This is a genomic window from Azospirillum sp. UENF 312511 (assembly GCF_058780635.1).
Map to the genome: position 1 here is coordinate 67924 of NZ_JBSNCG010000001.1, position 16836 is coordinate 84759.

The window sequence follows — 16836 nt, forward strand, 5'->3', positions numbered from 1 at the left end:
GGAAGATAGGGCCAGCTTCCGCAAGGCCGCGCCAAAGCGACGGCTCTATGGGAAGTCCGACATCACAGCGCCGGGCGACGCTGCCAGAGGGGCCCGGACCTCACCCGTCATGTAGTCAGGCCCCCGCGCGGCGACAAGAGGGGGGCGCGTCCTTTCCGGACCATGATCGGCGCGATGGCCGCAGGCAACGACACCAGCCGGTTGATCGCCCATGGGTTGCCGGCGTTCCGGTCCGGGAGCCGGCTTTGCGAATTCCGTGTCGCCCATGGATGATTCCGCACCGGTGGGTTGTTCGTAGCGATTGACGGTAATTCACGGCAGGACACCCACAATGATGCGGCGTTCCATTTTGCTCGGCTGCCTGCTGGCGGCCGGATTGGCTGGTTGCGGCCCGCGTTTCGAGACGGTCGCAAGCTATTTTCCACCCGTCAGCGAGGCGGGAAAGCTCTGTGTCGCCCAGTGCAAGCAGGCACAGACGATCTGCCAATCCGCAAAGGAGCTGGCCGTACAGACCTGCCGGGCCGAGGCGACGACCCGCGCCCAGGGCGAATATCAGGCCTATCTCCGTTCCTTGCCCAAGGACGCGGACAAGAAGAAGATCAAGACGTTCAGCGATTTCGACCGGAACCCCAGCTGCTACAGCAACCTCACCTGCTCCTCCGATTACAACGATTGCTACAAATCCTGCGGCGGCCGGATCGAGGCACAGACCTATTGCGTCGGCAATTGCAAGGAGATGGTGCCGCCCATGCCGGATGGGTCCGCGGTCGGGCCGAGAACCACACTCTGACGCCAGTCGGGCGAGGACGGGCGGATTGCGGCTTGACCGGAGCCGTTCCGCCCGCGTAGCTTCGCACCCGACGGTTGCCCGAAAGGGCTGAAAATGGGAACACGGTGCGGACCCAGCGGCGATTTGCCGTGCGAGGGTCCTACGCCGGGGCTGCCCCCGCAACTGTAAGCGGCGAGTCGTCCATCGGAATGCCACTGGGATCGCGATCCTGGGAAGGCGATGGGCCGACGATAACCCGCGAGCCAGGAGACCTGCCGTCAGTCGTGGTCACACGCGAACACGTTCGGGCGGGGTGCACCGAAGGTCGTCGAACCGGGAGTCCGTTCGCGGAGCGTCCGGGGGGACTTCGTTCGCGGTGACGTGCCACCGGCGTCCCGCCCGAGGTCTCAATGAGTGTCCGCGTTCCCCGCCTTCACCGGACGGCGTCCTTCGCCGCCCTTCTGGGAAGCCTTGCCCTTCCCGTGTCGGCCCTCCCCACGTCGGCCTTCGCCGATTCCACCACCATCACGACGCTTCCGCCGGTCTCGGTGACCGCCAACCGCGTCCCCACCGCCGCCGAGGAAACCGGCAGCGCCCTGACCGTCATCACCCGCGAGGAACTGGAGCAGCGCCAGACCCAGGTGCTGTCCGACGCGCTGCGCGCGGTGCCCGGCGTCGCCGTCAACCGCACCGGCCCTATGGGCACCCTGACCCAGCTCCGCATCCGCGGGTCGGAGGGCAACCAGACGCTCGTCCTGATCGACGGGATCGAGGTGAACGATCCCGCCGCCGGTTCCGAATACGACTTCGCCAACCTGCTGGCCGGCGACGTGGAACGCGTCGAGGTGCTGCGCGGCCCGCAGAGCGCGCTTTACGGCTCCGACGCGGTCGGCGGCGTCGTCAACATCGTGACCCGCCGCGGCGCCGGCGCCCCCCGGTTCGGCGCCGCCGTCGAGGGCGGGTCCTTCGGCACCGCCGCCGGGCGGGCCTCCTTCGGCACCGGGACCGACCGTTACGACCTGTTCCTCAGCGGCCAGGGCGTCACCAGCGACGGTGTGTCGGTCGCCGACAAGCGGCTCGGCAACCCGGAGAAGGACGGCTACCGCAACGGCACGCTGACCGGAAACGCCGCCGTCCGCCCGACCGAGCACAGCGAGATCGCGGTGACCGGCCGCTACACCCGCTTCCGCACCGACACCGACGGCTTCGTCGGCGGGCGCGGCGCCGTCGACGACGGGACCAGCACCGCCGGGGAGCAGTATTTCGGGCGCCTCCAGGGCAAGATCGCCCTTCTCGACGGAAAGTGGGAGCACATCGTCGGCCTGACCCATGGCCGCCAGCAGCGCGACTACCGCGACGACGCCAAGACGGTGACCAGCCGCTACGACGGGCGCAAGACCAAGGCCGACTACCAGACCAACCTGACGCTGAAGAGCGGCCCCGCCGACCATGTGCTGACCGCCGCCGTGGAGCATGAGGAGGACAAGGCGATCAGTCGCAGCGCCTTCTCCAGCTTCGACCGCTCCATCGGCTCCACCGGGCTGGTGGGTCAGTACAAGCTGGGCCTGTTCGACCGTCTGACCCTGACCGGCAGCGTCCGCCACGACGAGAACGACCTGTTCCGCGACGCCACCACATGGCGCACCACGGCGGCCTATCTGGTCGAGGAGAGCGGGACGAAGCTGCGCGCCTCCTACGGCACCGGCGTCAAGAATCCGACCCTGTTCGAGCTGTACGGCTACACCGCCACCTACGCCGGCAACCCGAACCTGAAGCCGGAACGGGCGCGCGGCTGGGACGCCGGCTTCGATCAGGCGCTGTGGGGCACGCGGGCCTCCGTGGACGGCACGTGGTTCGACCAGCGCATCCGCGACCTCATCACCGGCACCGGGCGGACCTCCGTCAACATGCCGGGCGAGTCCCACATCCGCGGCTTTGAGCTTGGCCTGTCGGTGGAGCCGATCGACCGGCTGACCGTCCGCGGCTCCTACACCTGGACCGACGGCGAGGATTCCACGGGGGCGGAGCTGGTGCGCCGGCCCAAGCAGCTCGCCAGCCTGAACGTCAATTACCGCTTCCTGGAGGACCGGGCGAACGCCAACCTCGGCGTCGTCTACAACGGGCGGTCCAGCGACTGGGCCTACGATCCCTTCTACAACCGGCAGGTCGTGAATCTCGCCCCCTACACGCTGGTCAACATGGCCGGGTCCTACGCGCTGTCCGAGGGGGTCGAAGTCTTCGGGCGCGTGGAGAACCTGTTCGACCGCCGGTACCAGGAAGTCTGGACCTACGGCGCGCCGGGACGGGCCGGGTATCTCGGGCTGCGGCTGTCGCTGTGAGGCCCACCTTTCTCGGGCTGGCCACCGCCCTCCTGCTGACCGCGGGAGGGCCGGCGGCGGCGTGGGAGGCGCCGCCGGCAAAACCGCCCAGCAAACCACAGCGCATCGTCTCCCTGAATCTCTGCGCCGACGAGCTGCTGCTGCGGCTCGTCGGGCCGGAGCGCCTCGCCGCTGTGACGTGGCTGGCGCGCGATCCCCGCACCTCCACCGTCGCGGCGCTGGCGTCGCGGGTGCCGGTCAATCACGGGACGGCGGAGGAGATCCTGCCGCTCAACCCCGACCTGATCGTCGCCGGGCGCTACACCACGCGGGTCGCGGTCGGGCTGCTGACGCGGCTGGACGCCCCGCTGCTGGAGCTGGACGTCCCGCAGAGCGTGGCGGGGGTGGCGGAGCAGATCCGCGGCCTCGCCCGCGCCGTCGGCGAGCCGGACCGGGGGGAGGTGCTGGTCGCCGACCTGCTCTCCCGCCTCGACGCCCTGCCCCCCGCGGCGCCGGGACCGCGCCCGACCGCGGTGGTGCTGCGCCCCAACGGCTTCGTCGCCGGGTCCGGGTCGCTGGTCGACGAGCTCCTGGCCCGCGCCGGGCTGGAGAACATGGCCGACCGCCTGCCGCTGGGCAGCCAGGGCGCCCTGCCGCTGGAAGCCATCATTCTGGGCGGCGCGGACGTGCTGATCGTCGACGCCGCGCCCGACGCGCCGCCGTCGCTGGCCGGCGCCCTGCTGCACCACCCGGCCCTGAAGGCGTTGAAACGTCAGGTCCGCACCGTGTCGCTGCCCTCCCGCCTATGGACCTGCCCCGGCCCGCAGATCGCCGAGGCCGCCGAACGGCTGGCCGCCGCGCGGGAAGCCGTGCCATGAGCCGGGACTCGCGCATCCCCTACCCCGCGCTGGTCGCCGGGCTGACCCTTCTGGCGCTGGCGCTCTGCGCGGTGTCGGCGGCGGTCGGCTATGTGCCGTTCGACCTGGGCGCCGCTTTGTCCGACTGGCTCGCCGGGCGCCCCACCCTGGGCGCGCTGGTGCTGGCCGAGTTGCGCCTGCCGCGCGCCCTGCTCGGCCTGCTGGTCGGCTTCAGCCTGGGGCTGACCGGGGCGGCGATGCAGGGCTGGCTGCGCAACCCACTGGCCGAGCCGGGGCTGGTCGGCGTGTCGAGCGCGGCGGCGCTGGGCGCGGTGATCGTCTTCTACAGCGGCCTGTCAGCCGCGCTGTCGCTGGCCCTGCCACTCGGTGGCATGGCCGGGGCGGCCACAGCCGCGGTGCTGCTGAACCTGATGGCGGCGCGGGGGGCCGGAACGACGGCGCTGGTCATCGGCGGCATCGCCATCAACAGCCTCGCCGGGTCGCTGACCGCGCTGGCCCTCAACCTCGCCCCCAACCCTTACGCGGCGCTGGAGATCGTGTTCTGGCTGATGGGGTCGCTGGCCGACCGCGGCACCGACCAGCTCTGGCTCGTCCTGCCGCCGATGTTGGCGGGCTGGGCGCTCTGCCTGTCCGGCGCCCGCGCGCTCGACGCGCTGACCCTGGGGGAGGACGCGGCGCGCAGCCTGGGCTTCGACCTCACCGGGCTGCGCGTCCGGCTGATCGCCGGGGCGGCGCTGGCGGTGGGCAGCGCGGTGTCGGTCACCGGCGCCGTGGGCTTCGTCGGGCTGGTCGCCCCGCACCTGATGCGCCCGCTGGCCGGGGCGCGGCCCGGACGGCTGCTGCTGCTGGCCGGTCTGGCCGGAGCGTGCCTGACCCTGGCCGCGGACATCGCGGTCCGGCTGCTGCCGACGCGGCCCGAATTGAAGCTGGGCGTGGTCACCGCCCTGATCGGGGCGCCCTTCCTGATCGTCCTGATCGCCCGGCTGCGGCGGGAGGAGGCGTAATGCGCATCGAAACCCACGGCCTGTCCGCCACCGCTGGCGGGCGCGCCATCCTGACGGGAGTCAATCTCACCATCGAGCCCGGCTCCTTCACCGGTCTGATCGGCCCGAACGGCGCCGGCAAGACCACCCTGCTGCGCCTCCTCGCCGGTCTCGCCGAGCCGGCGGCGGGCCGCGTCACCTTCGACGGACGGACCGCCGCGAAGGCCGGACGCCGGGCACTCGCCCGCGGCATCGCCTATCTGCCGCAGAGCGGCCCGGTGCACTGGCCGCTGCGCGCCGAGGCGCTGGTCCTGCTGGGCCGCCTCCCCCACCGCGGCGCGCTGGGCGGGATCACCGCGGCGGACCACGCGGCGGTGGAGCGGGCGCTCGCCACCGCCGACGCCACGCATCTGCGCGGGCGGATCGTCGGCACCCTGTCGGGGGGCGAGCGGATGCGCGTCCTGCTCGCCCGCGCCCTGGCGACCGAGGCGCCCGTCCTGCTGGCCGACGAGCCGGTCGCCGCGCTCGATCCCGGCCACCAGCTCGCCTGCATGGCGCTGCTGCGCGACACCGCCCGCCGGGGGAGCGGCGTGGTGGCGGTGTTGCACGACCTGACCCTGGCCGCCCGCTTCTGCGACCGGCTGATCCTGCTGTCGGGCGGCGGCGTGCGGGCCGACGGGCCGCCCGAGCGGGTGCTGACCGACGCCCACCTGCGCGCCGCCTACGGCATCGCCGTCCACCGGGGCGAGGCCGGCGGTGAGCCCTTCCTGCTTCCCTGGCACGCCCTGCCTTCCCCGACTTGCCAACCGGAGACGCCTTGATGAGCGACCTGTCTTCCCTGCTGCGCGACGCGCTGAACGATCCGGCCACCGGCTGGAGCCTCGGCGCTTTCGGCGCCATCGCGGAGTTCATCCGCGACCCGGACGAACCCGTCGCCCTGCGCGACGACGGCCCGGAGCTGGAGGCGCGGACCGCCCGCGGCGGGCTGCGCCTGCGCCCCGGTCCGGCGATCCGCGCGGTGCCCTACCGGACACGCAACGGCAGCCTCGCCGTGGCCCTCTGCCTGCCCCGTCACGTCGGTGCGATGAACCGGCGCGGCGTGGTGACCGAGCTGGGTCCCGACCGCGAGGCCATCGCCGAGACGGACCGCGACGCCCAGCTGTTCGACCTTGGGCTGGGCGTCTTCCAGACCGACGTCTGCGTCCGCAGTTCCGATCCCGCCACCATCGCCCGCCTGCGCGCGGTCGTCGGGACGGAGCTGCTGGCGCCGGGCAACCCCTTGCCGCCCGACCTGCCGGCGCTCAGCCCCGACCGCGTCTTCATCGGCCCCTTCGGCCGGATCGAGGTCAGCCAGCCGATCCCGCCGCCCGACGGCCGCAGCCCGGAGGGTCCGCACACCCATGTCCTGCCGAAGCTGTTGGCCCACAACCGGACCCACGCGGCGACCGTCCCGATCCCGGACGGCTGGGTGCCCAGCCTGTACCTGTCGCCACCCGCGGAGTCCTTCGCCGCGTGGGAGGGGTTGGGGCGCTGAGGTCCTGCCCCCTCCCTAACCCTCCCCCTCTACGAGGTGGAGGGGACTGCCGCCGCTTCGCTCAAGCCTCCCTCTCCCGCAAAGCGGGGGAGGGTTGGGGAGGGGGCACTGCCACCGCCGGCGCGCGGCGCAGCGCATTGAGCAGAATCCCGATCGTGGTTCCGTTGTGCAGCACGGCGGTGCCCACCGGGGACAACAGCCCCAGCGCGGCGGCGCCGAGGATCGCGCTGTTCAGCCCGACGGTCAGGCGGTAGTTGCGGGCAATCAGCGCCATGGCGGCGTTCGCCGTCTCCTTGGCGTCGGCCACCCGCTCGATCCGGTCCTCCAGAAGCGCCACGTCGGCGGTCAGCCGGGCGATGTCCGCCCCCTTCTGCATGGCGATGCCGACATGGGCGCCGGCCAGCGCCGGAGCGTCGTTGATGCCGTCGCCGACGAAGGCGATGCGCGCGCCCTCGCGGCTGAGGTTTTCGATGATGCGGGCCTTGTCGGTGGGCAGCAGATCGGCGTGGAAGCCGTCGAGGTGCAGTTCCGCGGCCAGTTCGGCGGCGCGGTCGCGGTGGTCGCCGGTCAGCATCAGCACCCGCTTCACCCCGGCCCGCCGCAGCCGCGCGATGGTCGCCGCGCTGGCCGCGCGCACGCTGTCCTTCAGCGCCAGCACGCCGGCCAGCACCCCGCCGAAGCCGATGAACAGCAGCGTCTTGCCGTCGCGGTGCAGCGCGTCGATGGCCGCGCGGTGGGCCGTGGTGTCGATGCCCTCGTCGTCCTCGATGAAGTGGCGGGAGCCGACGACGATGCGCTTGCCGTCGATGACGCTGGCCACCCCGTGGGCGACGATGAACTTCACCTCCTGATGGTCGAAGTGGCGGTTGTGCGTTTCCTTGGCGGCGTTGACCACGGCCATCGCCAGCGGGTGGAAGTAATGCTCCTCCACCGAGGCGGCGAGGCAGATCAGGTCATCGGGGCTGAAGGTCGGGTCGAAGGCGATGGAATCGGTCACCTGCAGATCGCCGGTGGTCAGCGTGCCGGTCTTGTCGAAGATGACCGTGTCGGCCTGGGCCAGCCGTTCCAGCGCGTTGGCGCCCTTGATCAGGATGCCCGCCTGCCCCGCCCCGTACATGGCCGACTTGAAGGCCACCGGGGTCGCCAGCTTCAGCGCGCAGGAATAGTCGGCCTGGAGCACCGACGCCGCGCTGCGCCAGTCACCGGTCATCAGGAAGGAGCCGCCGGCCAGCTTCAGCACCGTGGGAACCAGCCGGTCGGCCAAACGCGCCGCGTCGAGCTGCGCCTCGCTCTTGGCGGTCAGCGACTGTTCGACGTAATCGGCGATGCGGGCGGCGGCGGTGTGGCTGCCGACATGCTCGGCGTAGACGACCAGCCGCCCCTCCTCCATCAGCGTGCCGGACAGGACGGCGGAACCGCGCTGCTTGACCACCGGGGCGCTCTCGCCGGTCATGGCGGCCTCGTTGACGGTCGCCTCCCCACTCAGCACCGTGCCGTCCACCGGGATCACCGTCCCGGCGCCGATGACCACGCTGTCGCCGACCATGACGGTGTCGGCGGGCACCTGGATCTCCACGCCGTCGCGCAACAGCCACACCTGATCGCTCGACGGCCGCAGCAGCCGCTTCAGCAGCGCATCCGACCGGCGGGCGATGGAGTCCTCCATATACTCGCCGAGCGCCAGCATGAAGACGGTGGTGTTGGCCGCGGTGAAATCCCGCCGCGCCAGGGAGATCGCCACCGCCGCCGCTTCCAGCACGTGCGAGTTGACGCCCTCCCGCCCGTAGATCGCCACGCCCTCGCGCAGCATCGGCATGGCGACGGCCAGCGACAGCGGCAGGCGCAGCGGCATGGGCAGCAGGAAGCCGCCGGCCAGCGTGGCGAGGCTGCGGACCAGCGTCGCGCCGTGATTTTCCCCGCCCTCCGCCGCCGGGGCGGGCGGCGCCGGTTCGGGAATCGGCAGGGCGGCCAGCGCAAGACACAGCGCCGTGGCGTCCGTCACCGCCGGATCGTAGCGGACGGCCAGCGACCGCGCGGCGCGGCTCGCCCGAACCGACGTCACCCCGGCGACCGCCTCCACCACCCGGTGCAGGGTCGCCGTGTCGTCGGGGGCGCCGGAACGGCAGGCGTAGCGCAGCCGGATGCGCCCCGGAACCCGATGGACCGGCTCCAGCCGCAGGAACCAGGGCACGCCGCTCATAACGCTCCGGCCTGTTCCGCCTCCAGCTCGGCCTGGAGGTCGGCCATCTGCTCCTTCATCTCGGCGAGGCCACCGGCGAGGTTGCCGTACAGCTTCAGGCCGGACTTCACGATCTTGCCGCGCAGTTCCTCGTCGGACAGCACATAGGCCGCCGCTGCCCCGACCAGCACCCCGATCAGGAACTGCTCGGACCGGCGCGACGGGAGAAGACCGCTCAGCCCGCCGAGAAGCCCCTGCCCCCGCGCCGCATCGGCGCCCATCGGCGTACCGCCGGCGGCCATGGCGGCTTCGTACTGGCGCTGCTGCTTCTTCAGCTTCTTCAACGCCTTCTTGATCTTCTTAGCCATGGGGGTCCTCGTGTTTCGGCCGTTCTTGCGGCGGCTCTTCCGCTGGATTCAGCAGATGTTCGATCATGACCACGCCCGCCGCCCCGGCGGTGACCGCCAAGGCGAGGCGCGCGTAGTCGCGGTTGCGCAGGGCGTCGGCGGCGACGCTGGCGGCGGCCAGCGCCGCACCGCCCTGCAGGCCGTGGCGCAGGATGGTGCGCGGCGCGGGGGCCTCGGCGCCCGTCACCCAGCGGTCCTGGACGGCGGTCAGCAGGCCGGTCGCCACCATGCCGCGCGTGAAGTCGCGCGTGATGTCGGCGGCGAGGGTGCCGGAGCCTCGCGCCTTGCCGCGCCGCTTCCCGCGTTTCACGCGGTCCCCGACGGGCTGGCGGGCGGCGTCGGCTCGGTCTTCACCGGCTCCGCCGCATCGTCCTTTGCCGGCTCCGCCTCGGCGGTGGCCGCCGCGACGGGGGCTTCCTCCACCGGCGTGGCGAGGCGGGAGCGCAGACCAGCGGAGGTCCGCTCGATGGCGAGCAGGCCGGTGACCGCGGCCTCGCGCACCGCGGACTGGGCCTTGCCGGCGCCCTCGCGGGCGGCGGCCTTCACATCGACGGACTTGAGGTCGGCGATCGTGGGATCGGCCTTGGCCTTGGCGTTCTTCACCATCCGGACGCCGATGGCCCCGGCGATCACGCCGGACGCGAATGTCAGAAGCGGCAGCATCATGGTCTCCTTTCCGGCGCACCGCCCGCAAAGCCGGCGGTGGCGATGCGCAGCAGCGTCCCAGCCGCCGCGCTGGCTTCCCCGCGCAGCAGATCCGGCCACGCCGAGGGCGGGATCACCGTGGGGTCGTATTCGATGGTGCAGGAGCGGGCGAGCGGGTTCAGCGCGACGGAGCGGATGCCCTCCGCCCCGGTAAGCGCCCGGTGCAGCGCCTTGGCGTCGTCGGCCAGCGCCGCCAGACTGCGCTCCGCGGCGCCGTCGAGCTTCAGCCGCACCCGGCCCGGAATGTGGTGCGCGATGGTCAGGGCGGCGGCCAGCCGGCTCAGGAATTCGTCGGGCATGCTCGGTTTTCGGTCGGTCATTGGAAGAGGCGTTTGCGCTGCACGGTCATGTGGACGAGCATGAAGGCGACGAACAGCGTGCCAAAGCCGGCATGGACGCGCTTGCCCACCCCCAGCGCCGCCAGGGTCGCCGCCATGCTGCCCATCATCCCGATCTTGGCCGCGCGGTTGATCCGCCATTTCAGCTCCGGAGCGGCCGGTTTGCTGTCCGCGACGGGGGCGGGGTCGTCCGGCACCGGAGGAGCCTCAGCGGGGTGCAGAACCGCCGACAACAGCGCCTCCACCTGGGACCGGGCGTCATCCGGCGTCACCACGGCGGGGTCGTAGCTCAGCAGAACGCTGCCCACCGCCGGATTGCTTTCGGTCACCCGGATGGCATCCAGGGACTCCAGGCAGCCCAGCGCCTCCTGGAAGCGGTCGGTCCGGCGCAGCAGCGGGTGGCGCACGCGGATGCGTCCGGGCACCGCCGATGCGATGGGAGAGGTCCGTCCGGTCATTGCCCGTTGTTCTCCTGCGTCAGCCGCGGTCCGCCCACACGGCCAGGGGCATTCCGTGGTTGTGCAGAATATCCATAATTTCACAATGGTGAAACATTTCCTCGGCTTCGCGCACAGGCGCCGGACGCAAGGCGGCGTTGCGGAAAAACCGCGTCCTCACCCAAGAAGTGCAGGGAATGGGGCGCAGAGCAACGCCGCGGGGCCGAGCCGCAACGCCGCCCGCGGCGCGTGGGGAAGCAGCAGGACCAGCGCCGCGGCGGCCACCGTCAGCAACCCCAGCCAAGCCGGAATCCCGATCCCCCACCCCCACGCCATCACCGCGGGCGGCAGCGACAGCGCGAGCCCCAGCCATCCCGCCCACACCAGCAGGCGGCTGGTCCGCGCGGAAGGGCGGCGGGCGAAGACCTGCTCGTGATGGCGGTCCATGGCGAGCGCCAGGGCGAGCAAGCCCGCATAGGCGACGCACAGCGACGACAGAATCATGTCAGTTCCTCGACGACCGCCCCGGCGGGCAACACGGGGGCCGGTGCCGCCTTGCCGGCGAAGGCGTTCCGCCCGACCTTGCGCGCGGCGAAGCCCAGCAGCAGCCCGACCGCCAGCGCCGTCAGGTCGAAGCCGGCCAGCAGCCAGTTTCCCGCCGGCAGGCTGTTGCCCAGATGGCCGGCGGCGGTGGCGAGGTTCAGCACGGGCAGCAGGGCGAACAGCGCCGCGCCGGCCCCCAGCTGCTCCGCCCAGCCGCGCCGCGACGGGCGCAGCGGGGCATGCAGCAAAGCGGCGGTCCAGGCCAGGAAGAACACCCCGATCTCCCAGCCCGCACGCTCCTCCAGGCCCGCCGGCAGCAGGCGGTTGGCCCAGAAATAGGCGGCGACGGCCAGCGGCAGCCCCGCCACCACGCCGATGTTCAGCCGGTCGGCCAGCCGGTGCCCGAACGGCTCGGGACCGTTCCCCCAAGTGTCCGCCCGGCCGCGCTGCGACCGCCGCTTGACCACCCAGAGGATCAGTCCGCTGCCCACCATCACCGTTCCGGCGACGCCGGAAGCGAAGAACAGCCAGCGCATGCCCGGCCCGGCGAAGCGCGCCAGATGCAGTCCCATCAGATAATTGCCGGTCGCCATGGCCGCCGGCTGCGGGTCCGCTGCCGGGACCTCCAGCGCCCGCCCGGTCACCCCATCGAACAGCAGCCGTTCCGTCGCGGCGCCGCGCCCGATGGCATCGGACTCCGCCGGACGCAGCTCGATGGTGGCGTTGCCGCGGCCGGGGTTGGTGACGGTCAGGCTCCCCACCCCGCCGCGGTCGGCCCAGCGCCGGCCGGCCTCGGCGAGCAGCGGCGCTACCGGGGTCAGCGGCGCGGCCTGCGGCGCCGGACGCGGCGGGGGCGGCGCGCGGCGGAAGCCGCTTTCGGCGAAATAGGCCTGACGGTTGCCATCATAGGCGAGATCGACCGCCCAGGGCATCAGCATGGTCATGAACAGCAGCAGGCCGGAATAGGTGATCATCAGGTGGAAGGGCAGCGCCAGCACCGCCGCCGCCACATGCCCGTCCATCCAGGAGCGCAGCGCCGACTTCTCCGGCCGGAAGGTGAAAAAGTCCTTGAAGATGCGGCGGTGGATGATGATCCCGCTGACGATGGCGACCAGCATCGCCATGGTGGCGATGCCGACGATCCAACGGGCGATCTCGCGCGGCATCCCGTACAGCTCGAAATGGAAGCGGTAGAGGAAGTTGCCGCCCGCCGTCTCGCGTGGCTCCAGCACCGCGCCGGTCCCGGCGTCGAGCGCGGCGCGCTTCAGGGCGGCACGGTCGTTCGGCTTGGCGTCCACCGGGCGCCAGGAGACCGACACGGCGGGCGACCGCTCGCCGGGCAGCGTGATGGTCCACTGCGCCGCGTCGGGGGCGAGCTGGCCCATCCGCTCCACCGCCCGCTCGGCGGTCCCGGCGTCGGGAACGGAGCCGTGAAGCTCAGGCTGCATCCAGACCGTCACCTCCTGCCGGAAATAGGCGATGGTGCCGGTCAGGAAGACGGCGAACAGCAGCCAGCCGAGCAGAAGCCCCGACCACGTGTGCAGCCACGCCATGGACTGGCGGAACCCGTCCTTCATGACGGCGCCCCCGATTGCAGGCCATGCAGCAGCCAGGTTCCGCCGCCCAGCAGCAGCGTCGGCGCCAGCAGGCCGGGCCACACCCGCCGCGACCGTACGGAGAAGGCCCAGACGAAGGCCCCGGCGTGGATGGCGAAGGACAGCGTGGTGGCGGTGTAGACCGCCTCCGCCCGCGGCGTCGGAAGCGTCAGGGCCAGGAACATCGCCGCCACCGCCGCCAGCGCGTAGCCGCCGACGATCCCGGCGAGGCTGCGGGAGGCCACGTCCAGGCGGCGCAGCCCGTCCGGCCCGAACCTCAGCCGGGAAGGGAGAGTCGTCATCAAAGGAATCAGCCAAGCGTTCAGGACGGTCCGCCGCGTGGCGCCGGGGTTTCCCCGACGGCGAGCGGGACGTCCGATCCGGCCCCCGCGTCACGCTCGCTGGTCATCATCGTGGAATCACGCCGAGGCGTCCATTGAAATGCGAATAACTCGCATTCTCTTAAAAGAGAGCGCTGACGGCACGCCCGATCATCAAACATGTGGAATTCAGCAAAAAACAGTTTTGAGTCACATAGCCAAGCTGTAAACTATACTATACAAGTAGATTTTACATGAGCGACCCATGCGCGCCCCGATGTCCCGCATCGCCCCTGCCGTGAGCTTCGGCCTGACCACCCTGTCCATCGGCACGCTGTCCACGCTGCTGCTGTGGAGCGTCATGGCGCAATGGCCGCATTGGACCCGTCATGGCGAGCCGCTGGCCTGGTTCAACGTGAGTTACGGGCTGGAGCGGCTGGGCCTCGATCTGGCCTGGGTAGAAGCCTGCCGCGCCGACCCGTCCTGGCAGACGTTCCACCGCGCCGCCAGTTGGGTTCTCGGCAGCAACCTGACGGTCGGTGTGCTGGCCGCAGCGGCGGTGATGATCCCGCTGTCGGTCTGGGGGGCGAACGCCGTCGAGCGCACGCTCCTCCGCCGCTCCTGAGCGGCAAGTCATTTCAACGCGGCCCCCACCCCGGCCCTCCCCCGCTCACGCGGGAGAGGGAGATTAGTCTCCTCCCCTGCGCAGCTCTCGCGCAAACCAAAGGTTTGCGCTGACGCGGCAGGCGGACCTTCGGTCCGCCGAGAGCGGGGGAGGGTTAAAGCGGAATGCATTCCGCTCTGGACCGCGACGGCGGTCCCGGCCGCGCATGCGGCCGAAGCCCGGCCGGCGAATGAGGCCATATGAGTCTAAAGCGAATGAAAATTCGCTTTAGGGAGGGGGCAACACCCTACCAGCTCCCAGCAAGGCCCAGCAATTCCAGCGCCTTGTGGCGCAACTCCACCAGCACCGGGTCGTCGCGGTGGCGGGGATAGGGACGGTCGACGACGATCTCCGCCTTGATGCGGGCCGGGCGCTCGCTGAATACGATGACGCGGGTGGCCATCAGCAGCGCCTCCTCCACATCGTGGGTCACCAGCAGCGTGGTGAAGCCGGCGCGCCGCCACAGCGCGACGATCTCGCCCTGCATCTGGATGCGGGTCAGGCTGTCGAGCTTGCCCAAAGGCTCGTCGAGCACCAGCAGGCGCGGGTCGTTGACCAGCGCGCGGGCCAGCGCCGCGCGCTGCGCCATGCCGCCGGAGAGCTGGTGCGGGTAGGCCTTGGCGAAGCCGTCCAGCCCGACCAGCCGCAGCGCTTCGTCCACGCGGTTGCGCCGCTGGCGCAGCACGCCCTGCGCCTCCAGCCCCAGCGCCACATTGTCCCAGACGGTGCGCCAGGGGTAGAGCGTCGGGTCCTGGAAGACCACCACCCGCGACGGGTGCGGCCCGGTGATCGGCAGCCCGTCGGCCAGAATCCGGCCCGAGCGCGGCGGCTCCAGCCCGGCGACCAGCCGCAGCAACGTGGACTTGCCGCAGCCCGACGGGCCGAGCAGCGCCACGAACTCGCCCGGCTTGGCGTGCAGGCCGACCGTGTCCAGCACGGGCAGCGGCGCGCCGTGCAGGTCGAAGGCGTGGCTGACCCCCTGGACCTCAAGCTCCAGACCGGCCGGCAACTCCTGTTCCAGCGCTACCATTTCAGCAATCCCTTCTGCCAGGCGAGCAGCCGGTCGCGCGCCTTGAACAGCAGCGTGACGAGGCTGGAGCACACCAGCGCCATCACCAGCAGCGCCGCGTACATGTTGGCGTAGGCCGCCCAGCCCTGCGCCCATTGCAGGTACCAGCCGAGCCCGGCCTTGACCCCCATCATCTCCGCCACCACCAGCACCGCGAAGGAGGCGCCGAGCCCCATGAACAGGCCGACGAAGACGTGCGGCATCGCCGCCGGCACCGCCACCTTCAGAACCAGGAAGCGCGAGGACGCGCCCAGCGTGCGGGCGATGTCGTAATAGGCCGGGTTGACGCCGGCCACGCCCGACCATGTCAGGATGGTCACCGGCACGCCGGTCGCCAGCGCGATCAGGAAGACGCTGGCGCTCCAGCTCGACGGGAAGGCGAAGAAGGCGATGGGCAGCCACGCCGTGGCCGGCAGCGGCCCGATCAGCCGAAGCACCGGATGCACCCAATAGCCCACCGCCCGCGACCAGCCGATGGACACGCCGGTGACGAAGCCGACGAAGGCGCCGATCCCGTAGCCGAGCAGCAGCAGTTGCAGCGACGCCACGGTGCATTCCAGCAGCCGGGGCCACTCGTCCAGATAGACCTCCAGCAGCGCCTGCGGCGGCGCGAAGAAGGGGCGCGGCAACAGGTCGAGCTTGGCGGTGACCAGCTCCCAGCCGATCACGCCGAGCGCCAGCACGACCAGCCAGGGGGCGGCGGCGCGCAGCCGTTCCCCCGCCGCGCCGAACAGGCGCAGCAGCGGCACGGCGAAGGCCAGCGCACCGCCGACGACCGCCAGCAGGCTGGCGAACTCGCCGGTGCGCACCCATTCCTCGCCTTCCGGCCACAGGGCGGTCAGGGCGGCGGCGGCCAGCCAGGCGGCACTGGCCGCCAGCCCGCCCAGCCAGAGGCGCGGGGCCGTGGAGGAATGGTTGCGCTCCCCCTCCAGCACCGCTGCGTCATCCAGGCTGCTCATCTCAGCCCAGCACGTCGGCGTAGACGCGGTCGGCGAATTTCGCCGTGTCGGTGCCCGGCTTGAAGACCTGCACGCTCTTCAGCTCCTCCGCGTAGAGCGCGATCTCGCGCTTGATGTCGGCGCCCACCGGGTTGTGGTCGTGCGTCTGGCTGGAAAGCTGGGCGGCGAGGTCCTCGATGCTGCTCTTGGGCGAGTACTGTTGGTAGACCTTGGCGGCCTCCACCGGGTTGGCAGCCGCGTAGTGCTGCGCCTCGAACACGGCGCGGGTCACCGCGGCGGCGGCGGCCTTGTCCTCGCGCAGCAGGCTGCCGCGCGCGCCGAGGACACAGCAGACGCGGTTGGCGAATTCGCCCGACAGGTTGGTGGAGATTTCCACCAGATTGCCGGACTTCAGGAAATTGTAAGTCACCGGGTCCCAGTGGGCGACGGCCTGCGCCTCGCCCTTGTCGACCGCGATGGCCAGCAGATCGCCGGGGAAGACGCGCCATTCCACGTCCTTGTTCGGGTCGATCCCCTGCTTGGCGAGCTGGATGGAAAACAGGTGCTTGGCCGGGCTGGACAGGTCGCTGATCGCCACCGTCTTGCCCTTCAGCCCGGCAAGGCTGGTGATGCCGCCGTTCTTGGCGGCCAGCAGGCGCATGCAGCCGCCGTGCACACCCGCGATGATGCGCACGTCGAAGCCCTGCTCCAACGGCTTCAGCCAGCGCAGCGCCATGCCGTGGCCGATGTCCGCCTTGCCGGTGGCGAGCGCCTCCAGAAGCTGCTCCGTCGTGCCGGCGAAGTTGACGAACTCCACGTCCAGCCCGTGCTTCTCGAAGAAGCCGTTGTGCTTGGCGACCGCCACCGGAGCACCGCACACCGCGCCGGTGTTCCAGGCGAGCTTCAGCGGTTTCAGCGCGGCCGGCGTCGGGGCGGCGACCAGCCGGGACGCCACGCCCGCGAAGGGCAGCGCCACCGCGCTTGCCGCCGCCACCTTCAGCAGCCCGCGCCGCGAGGGCGCCAGCGTCGAAATTCCCGAACCGTTCCGATGCGTGCTCATGGTCGTCGTCGTCCTTCGATCGAGGCGTATTCACTTTTTATAAATGTGAATACATGATTTTCATGGACTATATTCAACGGCCTCGCTCTATAATGTCAA

19 protein-coding genes and 1 riboswitch are annotated in these 16836 nt (G+C 71.2%); of the genes, 7 read left to right on the forward strand and 12 right to left on the reverse strand.

Annotation, left to right across the window (positions count from 1 at the left end):
* Positions 1-331 precede the first annotated feature (331 nt).
* The 6 genes from ACWPN7_RS00345 to ACWPN7_RS00370 all read left to right on the forward strand — a co-directional run bounded on the left by ACWPN7_RS00345 (position 332) and on the right by ACWPN7_RS00370 (position 6482).
* Positions 332-790, forward strand: a complete 459-nt coding sequence (locus ACWPN7_RS00345) for a hypothetical protein (protein WP_137104512.1) — start codon at positions 332-334, stop codon at positions 788-790.
* Between the two features lie 54 nt (positions 791-844).
* A riboswitch (cobalamin riboswitch) is annotated at positions 845-1063 on the forward strand.
* A 116-nt stretch (positions 1064-1179) separates the two neighbouring features.
* On the forward strand, positions 1180-3108 hold the full coding sequence (locus tag ACWPN7_RS00350; protein ID WP_459197581.1) for a TonB-dependent receptor plug domain-containing protein: 1929 nt from the start codon (positions 1180-1182) through the stop codon (positions 3106-3108).
* Positions 3105-3965: an ABC transporter substrate-binding protein gene (locus ACWPN7_RS00355; RefSeq protein ID WP_459197582.1), complete on the forward strand. Its 861-nt coding sequence runs from the start codon at positions 3105-3107 to the stop codon at positions 3963-3965. The genes ACWPN7_RS00350 and ACWPN7_RS00355 overlap by 4 nt, the downstream gene beginning before the upstream one ends.
* A complete protein-coding gene (locus ACWPN7_RS00360; protein ID WP_349620930.1) occupies positions 3962-4969 on the forward strand; it encodes a FecCD family ABC transporter permease in 1008 nt (335 codons plus the stop codon). The genes ACWPN7_RS00355 and ACWPN7_RS00360 overlap by 4 nt, the downstream gene beginning before the upstream one ends.
* Complete coding sequence (locus ACWPN7_RS00365) at positions 4969-5769, forward strand: ABC transporter ATP-binding protein (RefSeq protein ID WP_459197583.1); 801 nt, start codon at positions 4969-4971, stop codon at positions 5767-5769. The genes ACWPN7_RS00360 and ACWPN7_RS00365 overlap by 1 nt, the downstream gene beginning before the upstream one ends.
* Positions 5769-6482 carry a DUF6925 family protein gene (locus tag ACWPN7_RS00370; protein ID WP_149651058.1) on the forward strand — a complete coding sequence of 238 codons (714 nt, stop codon included), beginning with the start codon at positions 5769-5771 and terminating at the stop codon, positions 6480-6482. Before ACWPN7_RS00365 ends, ACWPN7_RS00370 begins: the two co-directional genes overlap by 1 nt.
* A 61-nt stretch (positions 6483-6543) precedes the next feature.
* On the opposite strand, the gene ACWPN7_RS00375 is transcribed toward ACWPN7_RS00370, so the two are convergent.
* From ACWPN7_RS00375 to ACWPN7_RS00415, 9 genes are all read right to left on the reverse strand, one after another.
* The gene (locus ACWPN7_RS00375; RefSeq protein ID WP_459197584.1) at positions 6544-8682 is read right to left on the reverse strand and encodes a heavy metal translocating P-type ATPase; all 2139 of its coding nucleotides are present in this window, start codon (positions 8680-8682) and stop codon (positions 6544-6546) included.
* Positions 8679-9029, reverse strand: coding sequence for a YtxH domain-containing protein (locus ACWPN7_RS00380; protein WP_459197585.1), 351 nt, complete (start codon positions 9027-9029; stop codon positions 8679-8681). The genes ACWPN7_RS00375 and ACWPN7_RS00380 overlap by 4 nt, the downstream gene beginning before the upstream one ends.
* On the reverse strand, positions 9022-9378 hold the full coding sequence (locus ACWPN7_RS00385) for a hypothetical protein (RefSeq protein WP_081863064.1): 357 nt from the start codon (positions 9376-9378) through the stop codon (positions 9022-9024). Before ACWPN7_RS00385 ends, ACWPN7_RS00380 begins: the two co-directional genes overlap by 8 nt.
* Positions 9375-9734: a hypothetical protein gene (locus ACWPN7_RS00390; protein ID WP_459197586.1), complete on the reverse strand. Its 360-nt coding sequence runs from the start codon at positions 9732-9734 to the stop codon at positions 9375-9377. Before ACWPN7_RS00390 ends, ACWPN7_RS00385 begins: the two co-directional genes overlap by 4 nt.
* Positions 9731-10072: a cation transporter gene (locus tag ACWPN7_RS00395; RefSeq protein WP_459197587.1), complete on the reverse strand. Its 342-nt coding sequence runs from the start codon at positions 10070-10072 to the stop codon at positions 9731-9733. The genes ACWPN7_RS00390 and ACWPN7_RS00395 overlap by 4 nt, the downstream gene beginning before the upstream one ends.
* Before the next feature lie 17 nt (positions 10073-10089).
* Entirely contained in the window at positions 10090-10569 is a 480-nt protein-coding gene (locus ACWPN7_RS00400; protein WP_149651063.1) for an HMA2 domain-containing protein, read from the reverse strand.
* A 156-nt stretch (positions 10570-10725) separates the two neighbouring features.
* Positions 10726-11052 carry a DUF3325 domain-containing protein gene (locus ACWPN7_RS00405; protein WP_149651064.1) on the reverse strand — a complete coding sequence of 109 codons (327 nt, stop codon included), beginning with the start codon at positions 11050-11052 and terminating at the stop codon, positions 10726-10728.
* Positions 11049-12668: a PepSY-associated TM helix domain-containing protein gene (locus tag ACWPN7_RS00410; RefSeq protein ID WP_459197588.1), complete on the reverse strand. Its 1620-nt coding sequence runs from the start codon at positions 12666-12668 to the stop codon at positions 11049-11051. Before ACWPN7_RS00410 ends, ACWPN7_RS00405 begins: the two co-directional genes overlap by 4 nt.
* Positions 12665-12988 (reverse strand): DUF3649 domain-containing protein, encoded by a 324-nt coding sequence (locus tag ACWPN7_RS00415; protein ID WP_456526142.1) that lies wholly within the window; start codon positions 12986-12988, stop codon positions 12665-12667. The genes ACWPN7_RS00410 and ACWPN7_RS00415 overlap by 4 nt, the downstream gene beginning before the upstream one ends.
* A gap of 283 nt (positions 12989-13271) precedes the next feature.
* Here ACWPN7_RS00415 and ACWPN7_RS00420 point away from each other — a divergent pair, with 283 nt between their 5' ends.
* The gene (locus ACWPN7_RS00420) at positions 13272-13631 is read left to right on the forward strand and encodes a hypothetical protein (RefSeq protein ID WP_456526143.1); all 360 of its coding nucleotides are present in this window, start codon (positions 13272-13274) and stop codon (positions 13629-13631) included.
* Between the two features lie 286 nt (positions 13632-13917).
* Here the strand turns inward: ACWPN7_RS00420 and ACWPN7_RS00425 are convergent, their stop codons facing one another.
* Genes ACWPN7_RS00425 through ACWPN7_RS00435 form a run of 3 tightly spaced genes read right to left on the reverse strand, consistent with a single transcriptional unit; the run spans position 13918 to position 16737 of the window.
* On the reverse strand, positions 13918-14700 hold the full coding sequence (locus ACWPN7_RS00425) for an ABC transporter ATP-binding protein (protein WP_103040670.1): 783 nt from the start codon (positions 14698-14700) through the stop codon (positions 13918-13920).
* Positions 14694-15698 carry an ABC transporter permease gene (locus tag ACWPN7_RS00430; RefSeq protein WP_200776339.1) on the reverse strand — a complete coding sequence of 335 codons (1005 nt, stop codon included), beginning with the start codon at positions 15696-15698 and terminating at the stop codon, positions 14694-14696. Before ACWPN7_RS00430 ends, ACWPN7_RS00425 begins: the two co-directional genes overlap by 7 nt.
* 1 nt (position 15699) lies before the next feature.
* Positions 15700-16737, reverse strand: a complete 1038-nt coding sequence (locus tag ACWPN7_RS00435; RefSeq protein ID WP_040133836.1) for an ABC transporter substrate-binding protein — start codon at positions 16735-16737, stop codon at positions 15700-15702.
* Positions 16738-16836 lie beyond the last annotated feature (99 nt).

Excerpts from the sequence above, each read along its gene's own strand:
- ACWPN7_RS00345 (WP_137104512.1), top strand. The coding sequence starts at position 332 with ATGATGCGGCGTTCCATTTTGCTCGGCTGCCTGCTGGCGGCCGGATTG.
- ACWPN7_RS00350 (WP_459197581.1), top strand. The coding sequence starts at position 1,180 with ATGAGTGTCCGCGTTCCCCGCCTTCACCGGACGGCGTCCTTCGCCGCC.
- ACWPN7_RS00360 (WP_349620930.1), top strand. The coding sequence starts at position 3,962 with ATGAGCCGGGACTCGCGCATCCCCTACCCCGCGCTGGTCGCCGGGCTG.
- ACWPN7_RS00365 (WP_459197583.1), top strand. The coding sequence starts at position 4,969 with ATGCGCATCGAAACCCACGGCCTGTCCGCCACCGCTGGCGGGCGCGCC.
- ACWPN7_RS00370 (WP_149651058.1), top strand. The coding sequence starts at position 5,769 with ATGAGCGACCTGTCTTCCCTGCTGCGCGACGCGCTGAACGATCCGGCC.
- ACWPN7_RS00375 (WP_459197584.1), bottom strand. The coding sequence starts at position 8,682 with ATGAGCGGCGTGCCCTGGTTCCTGCGGCTGGAGCCGGTCCATCGGGTT.
- ACWPN7_RS00380 (WP_459197585.1), bottom strand. The coding sequence starts at position 9,029 with ATGGCTAAGAAGATCAAGAAGGCGTTGAAGAAGCTGAAGAAGCAGCAG.
- ACWPN7_RS00390 (WP_459197586.1), bottom strand. The coding sequence starts at position 9,734 with ATGATGCTGCCGCTTCTGACATTCGCGTCCGGCGTGATCGCCGGGGCC.
- ACWPN7_RS00395 (WP_459197587.1), bottom strand. The coding sequence starts at position 10,072 with ATGCCCGACGAATTCCTGAGCCGGCTGGCCGCCGCCCTGACCATCGCG.
- ACWPN7_RS00400 (WP_149651063.1), bottom strand. The coding sequence starts at position 10,569 with ATGACCGGACGGACCTCTCCCATCGCATCGGCGGTGCCCGGACGCATC.
- ACWPN7_RS00405 (WP_149651064.1), bottom strand. The coding sequence starts at position 11,052 with ATGATTCTGTCGTCGCTGTGCGTCGCCTATGCGGGCTTGCTCGCCCTG.
- ACWPN7_RS00410 (WP_459197588.1), bottom strand. The coding sequence starts at position 12,668 with ATGAAGGACGGGTTCCGCCAGTCCATGGCGTGGCTGCACACGTGGTCG.
- ACWPN7_RS00415 (WP_456526142.1), bottom strand. The coding sequence starts at position 12,988 with ATGACGACTCTCCCTTCCCGGCTGAGGTTCGGGCCGGACGGGCTGCGC.
- ACWPN7_RS00420 (WP_456526143.1), top strand. The coding sequence starts at position 13,272 with ATGCGCGCCCCGATGTCCCGCATCGCCCCTGCCGTGAGCTTCGGCCTG.
- ACWPN7_RS00425 (WP_103040670.1), bottom strand. The coding sequence starts at position 14,700 with ATGGTAGCGCTGGAACAGGAGTTGCCGGCCGGTCTGGAGCTTGAGGTC.
- ACWPN7_RS00430 (WP_200776339.1), bottom strand. The coding sequence starts at position 15,698 with ATGAGCAGCCTGGATGACGCAGCGGTGCTGGAGGGGGAGCGCAACCAT.
- ACWPN7_RS00435 (WP_040133836.1), bottom strand. The coding sequence starts at position 16,737 with ATGAGCACGCATCGGAACGGTTCGGGAATTTCGACGCTGGCGCCCTCG.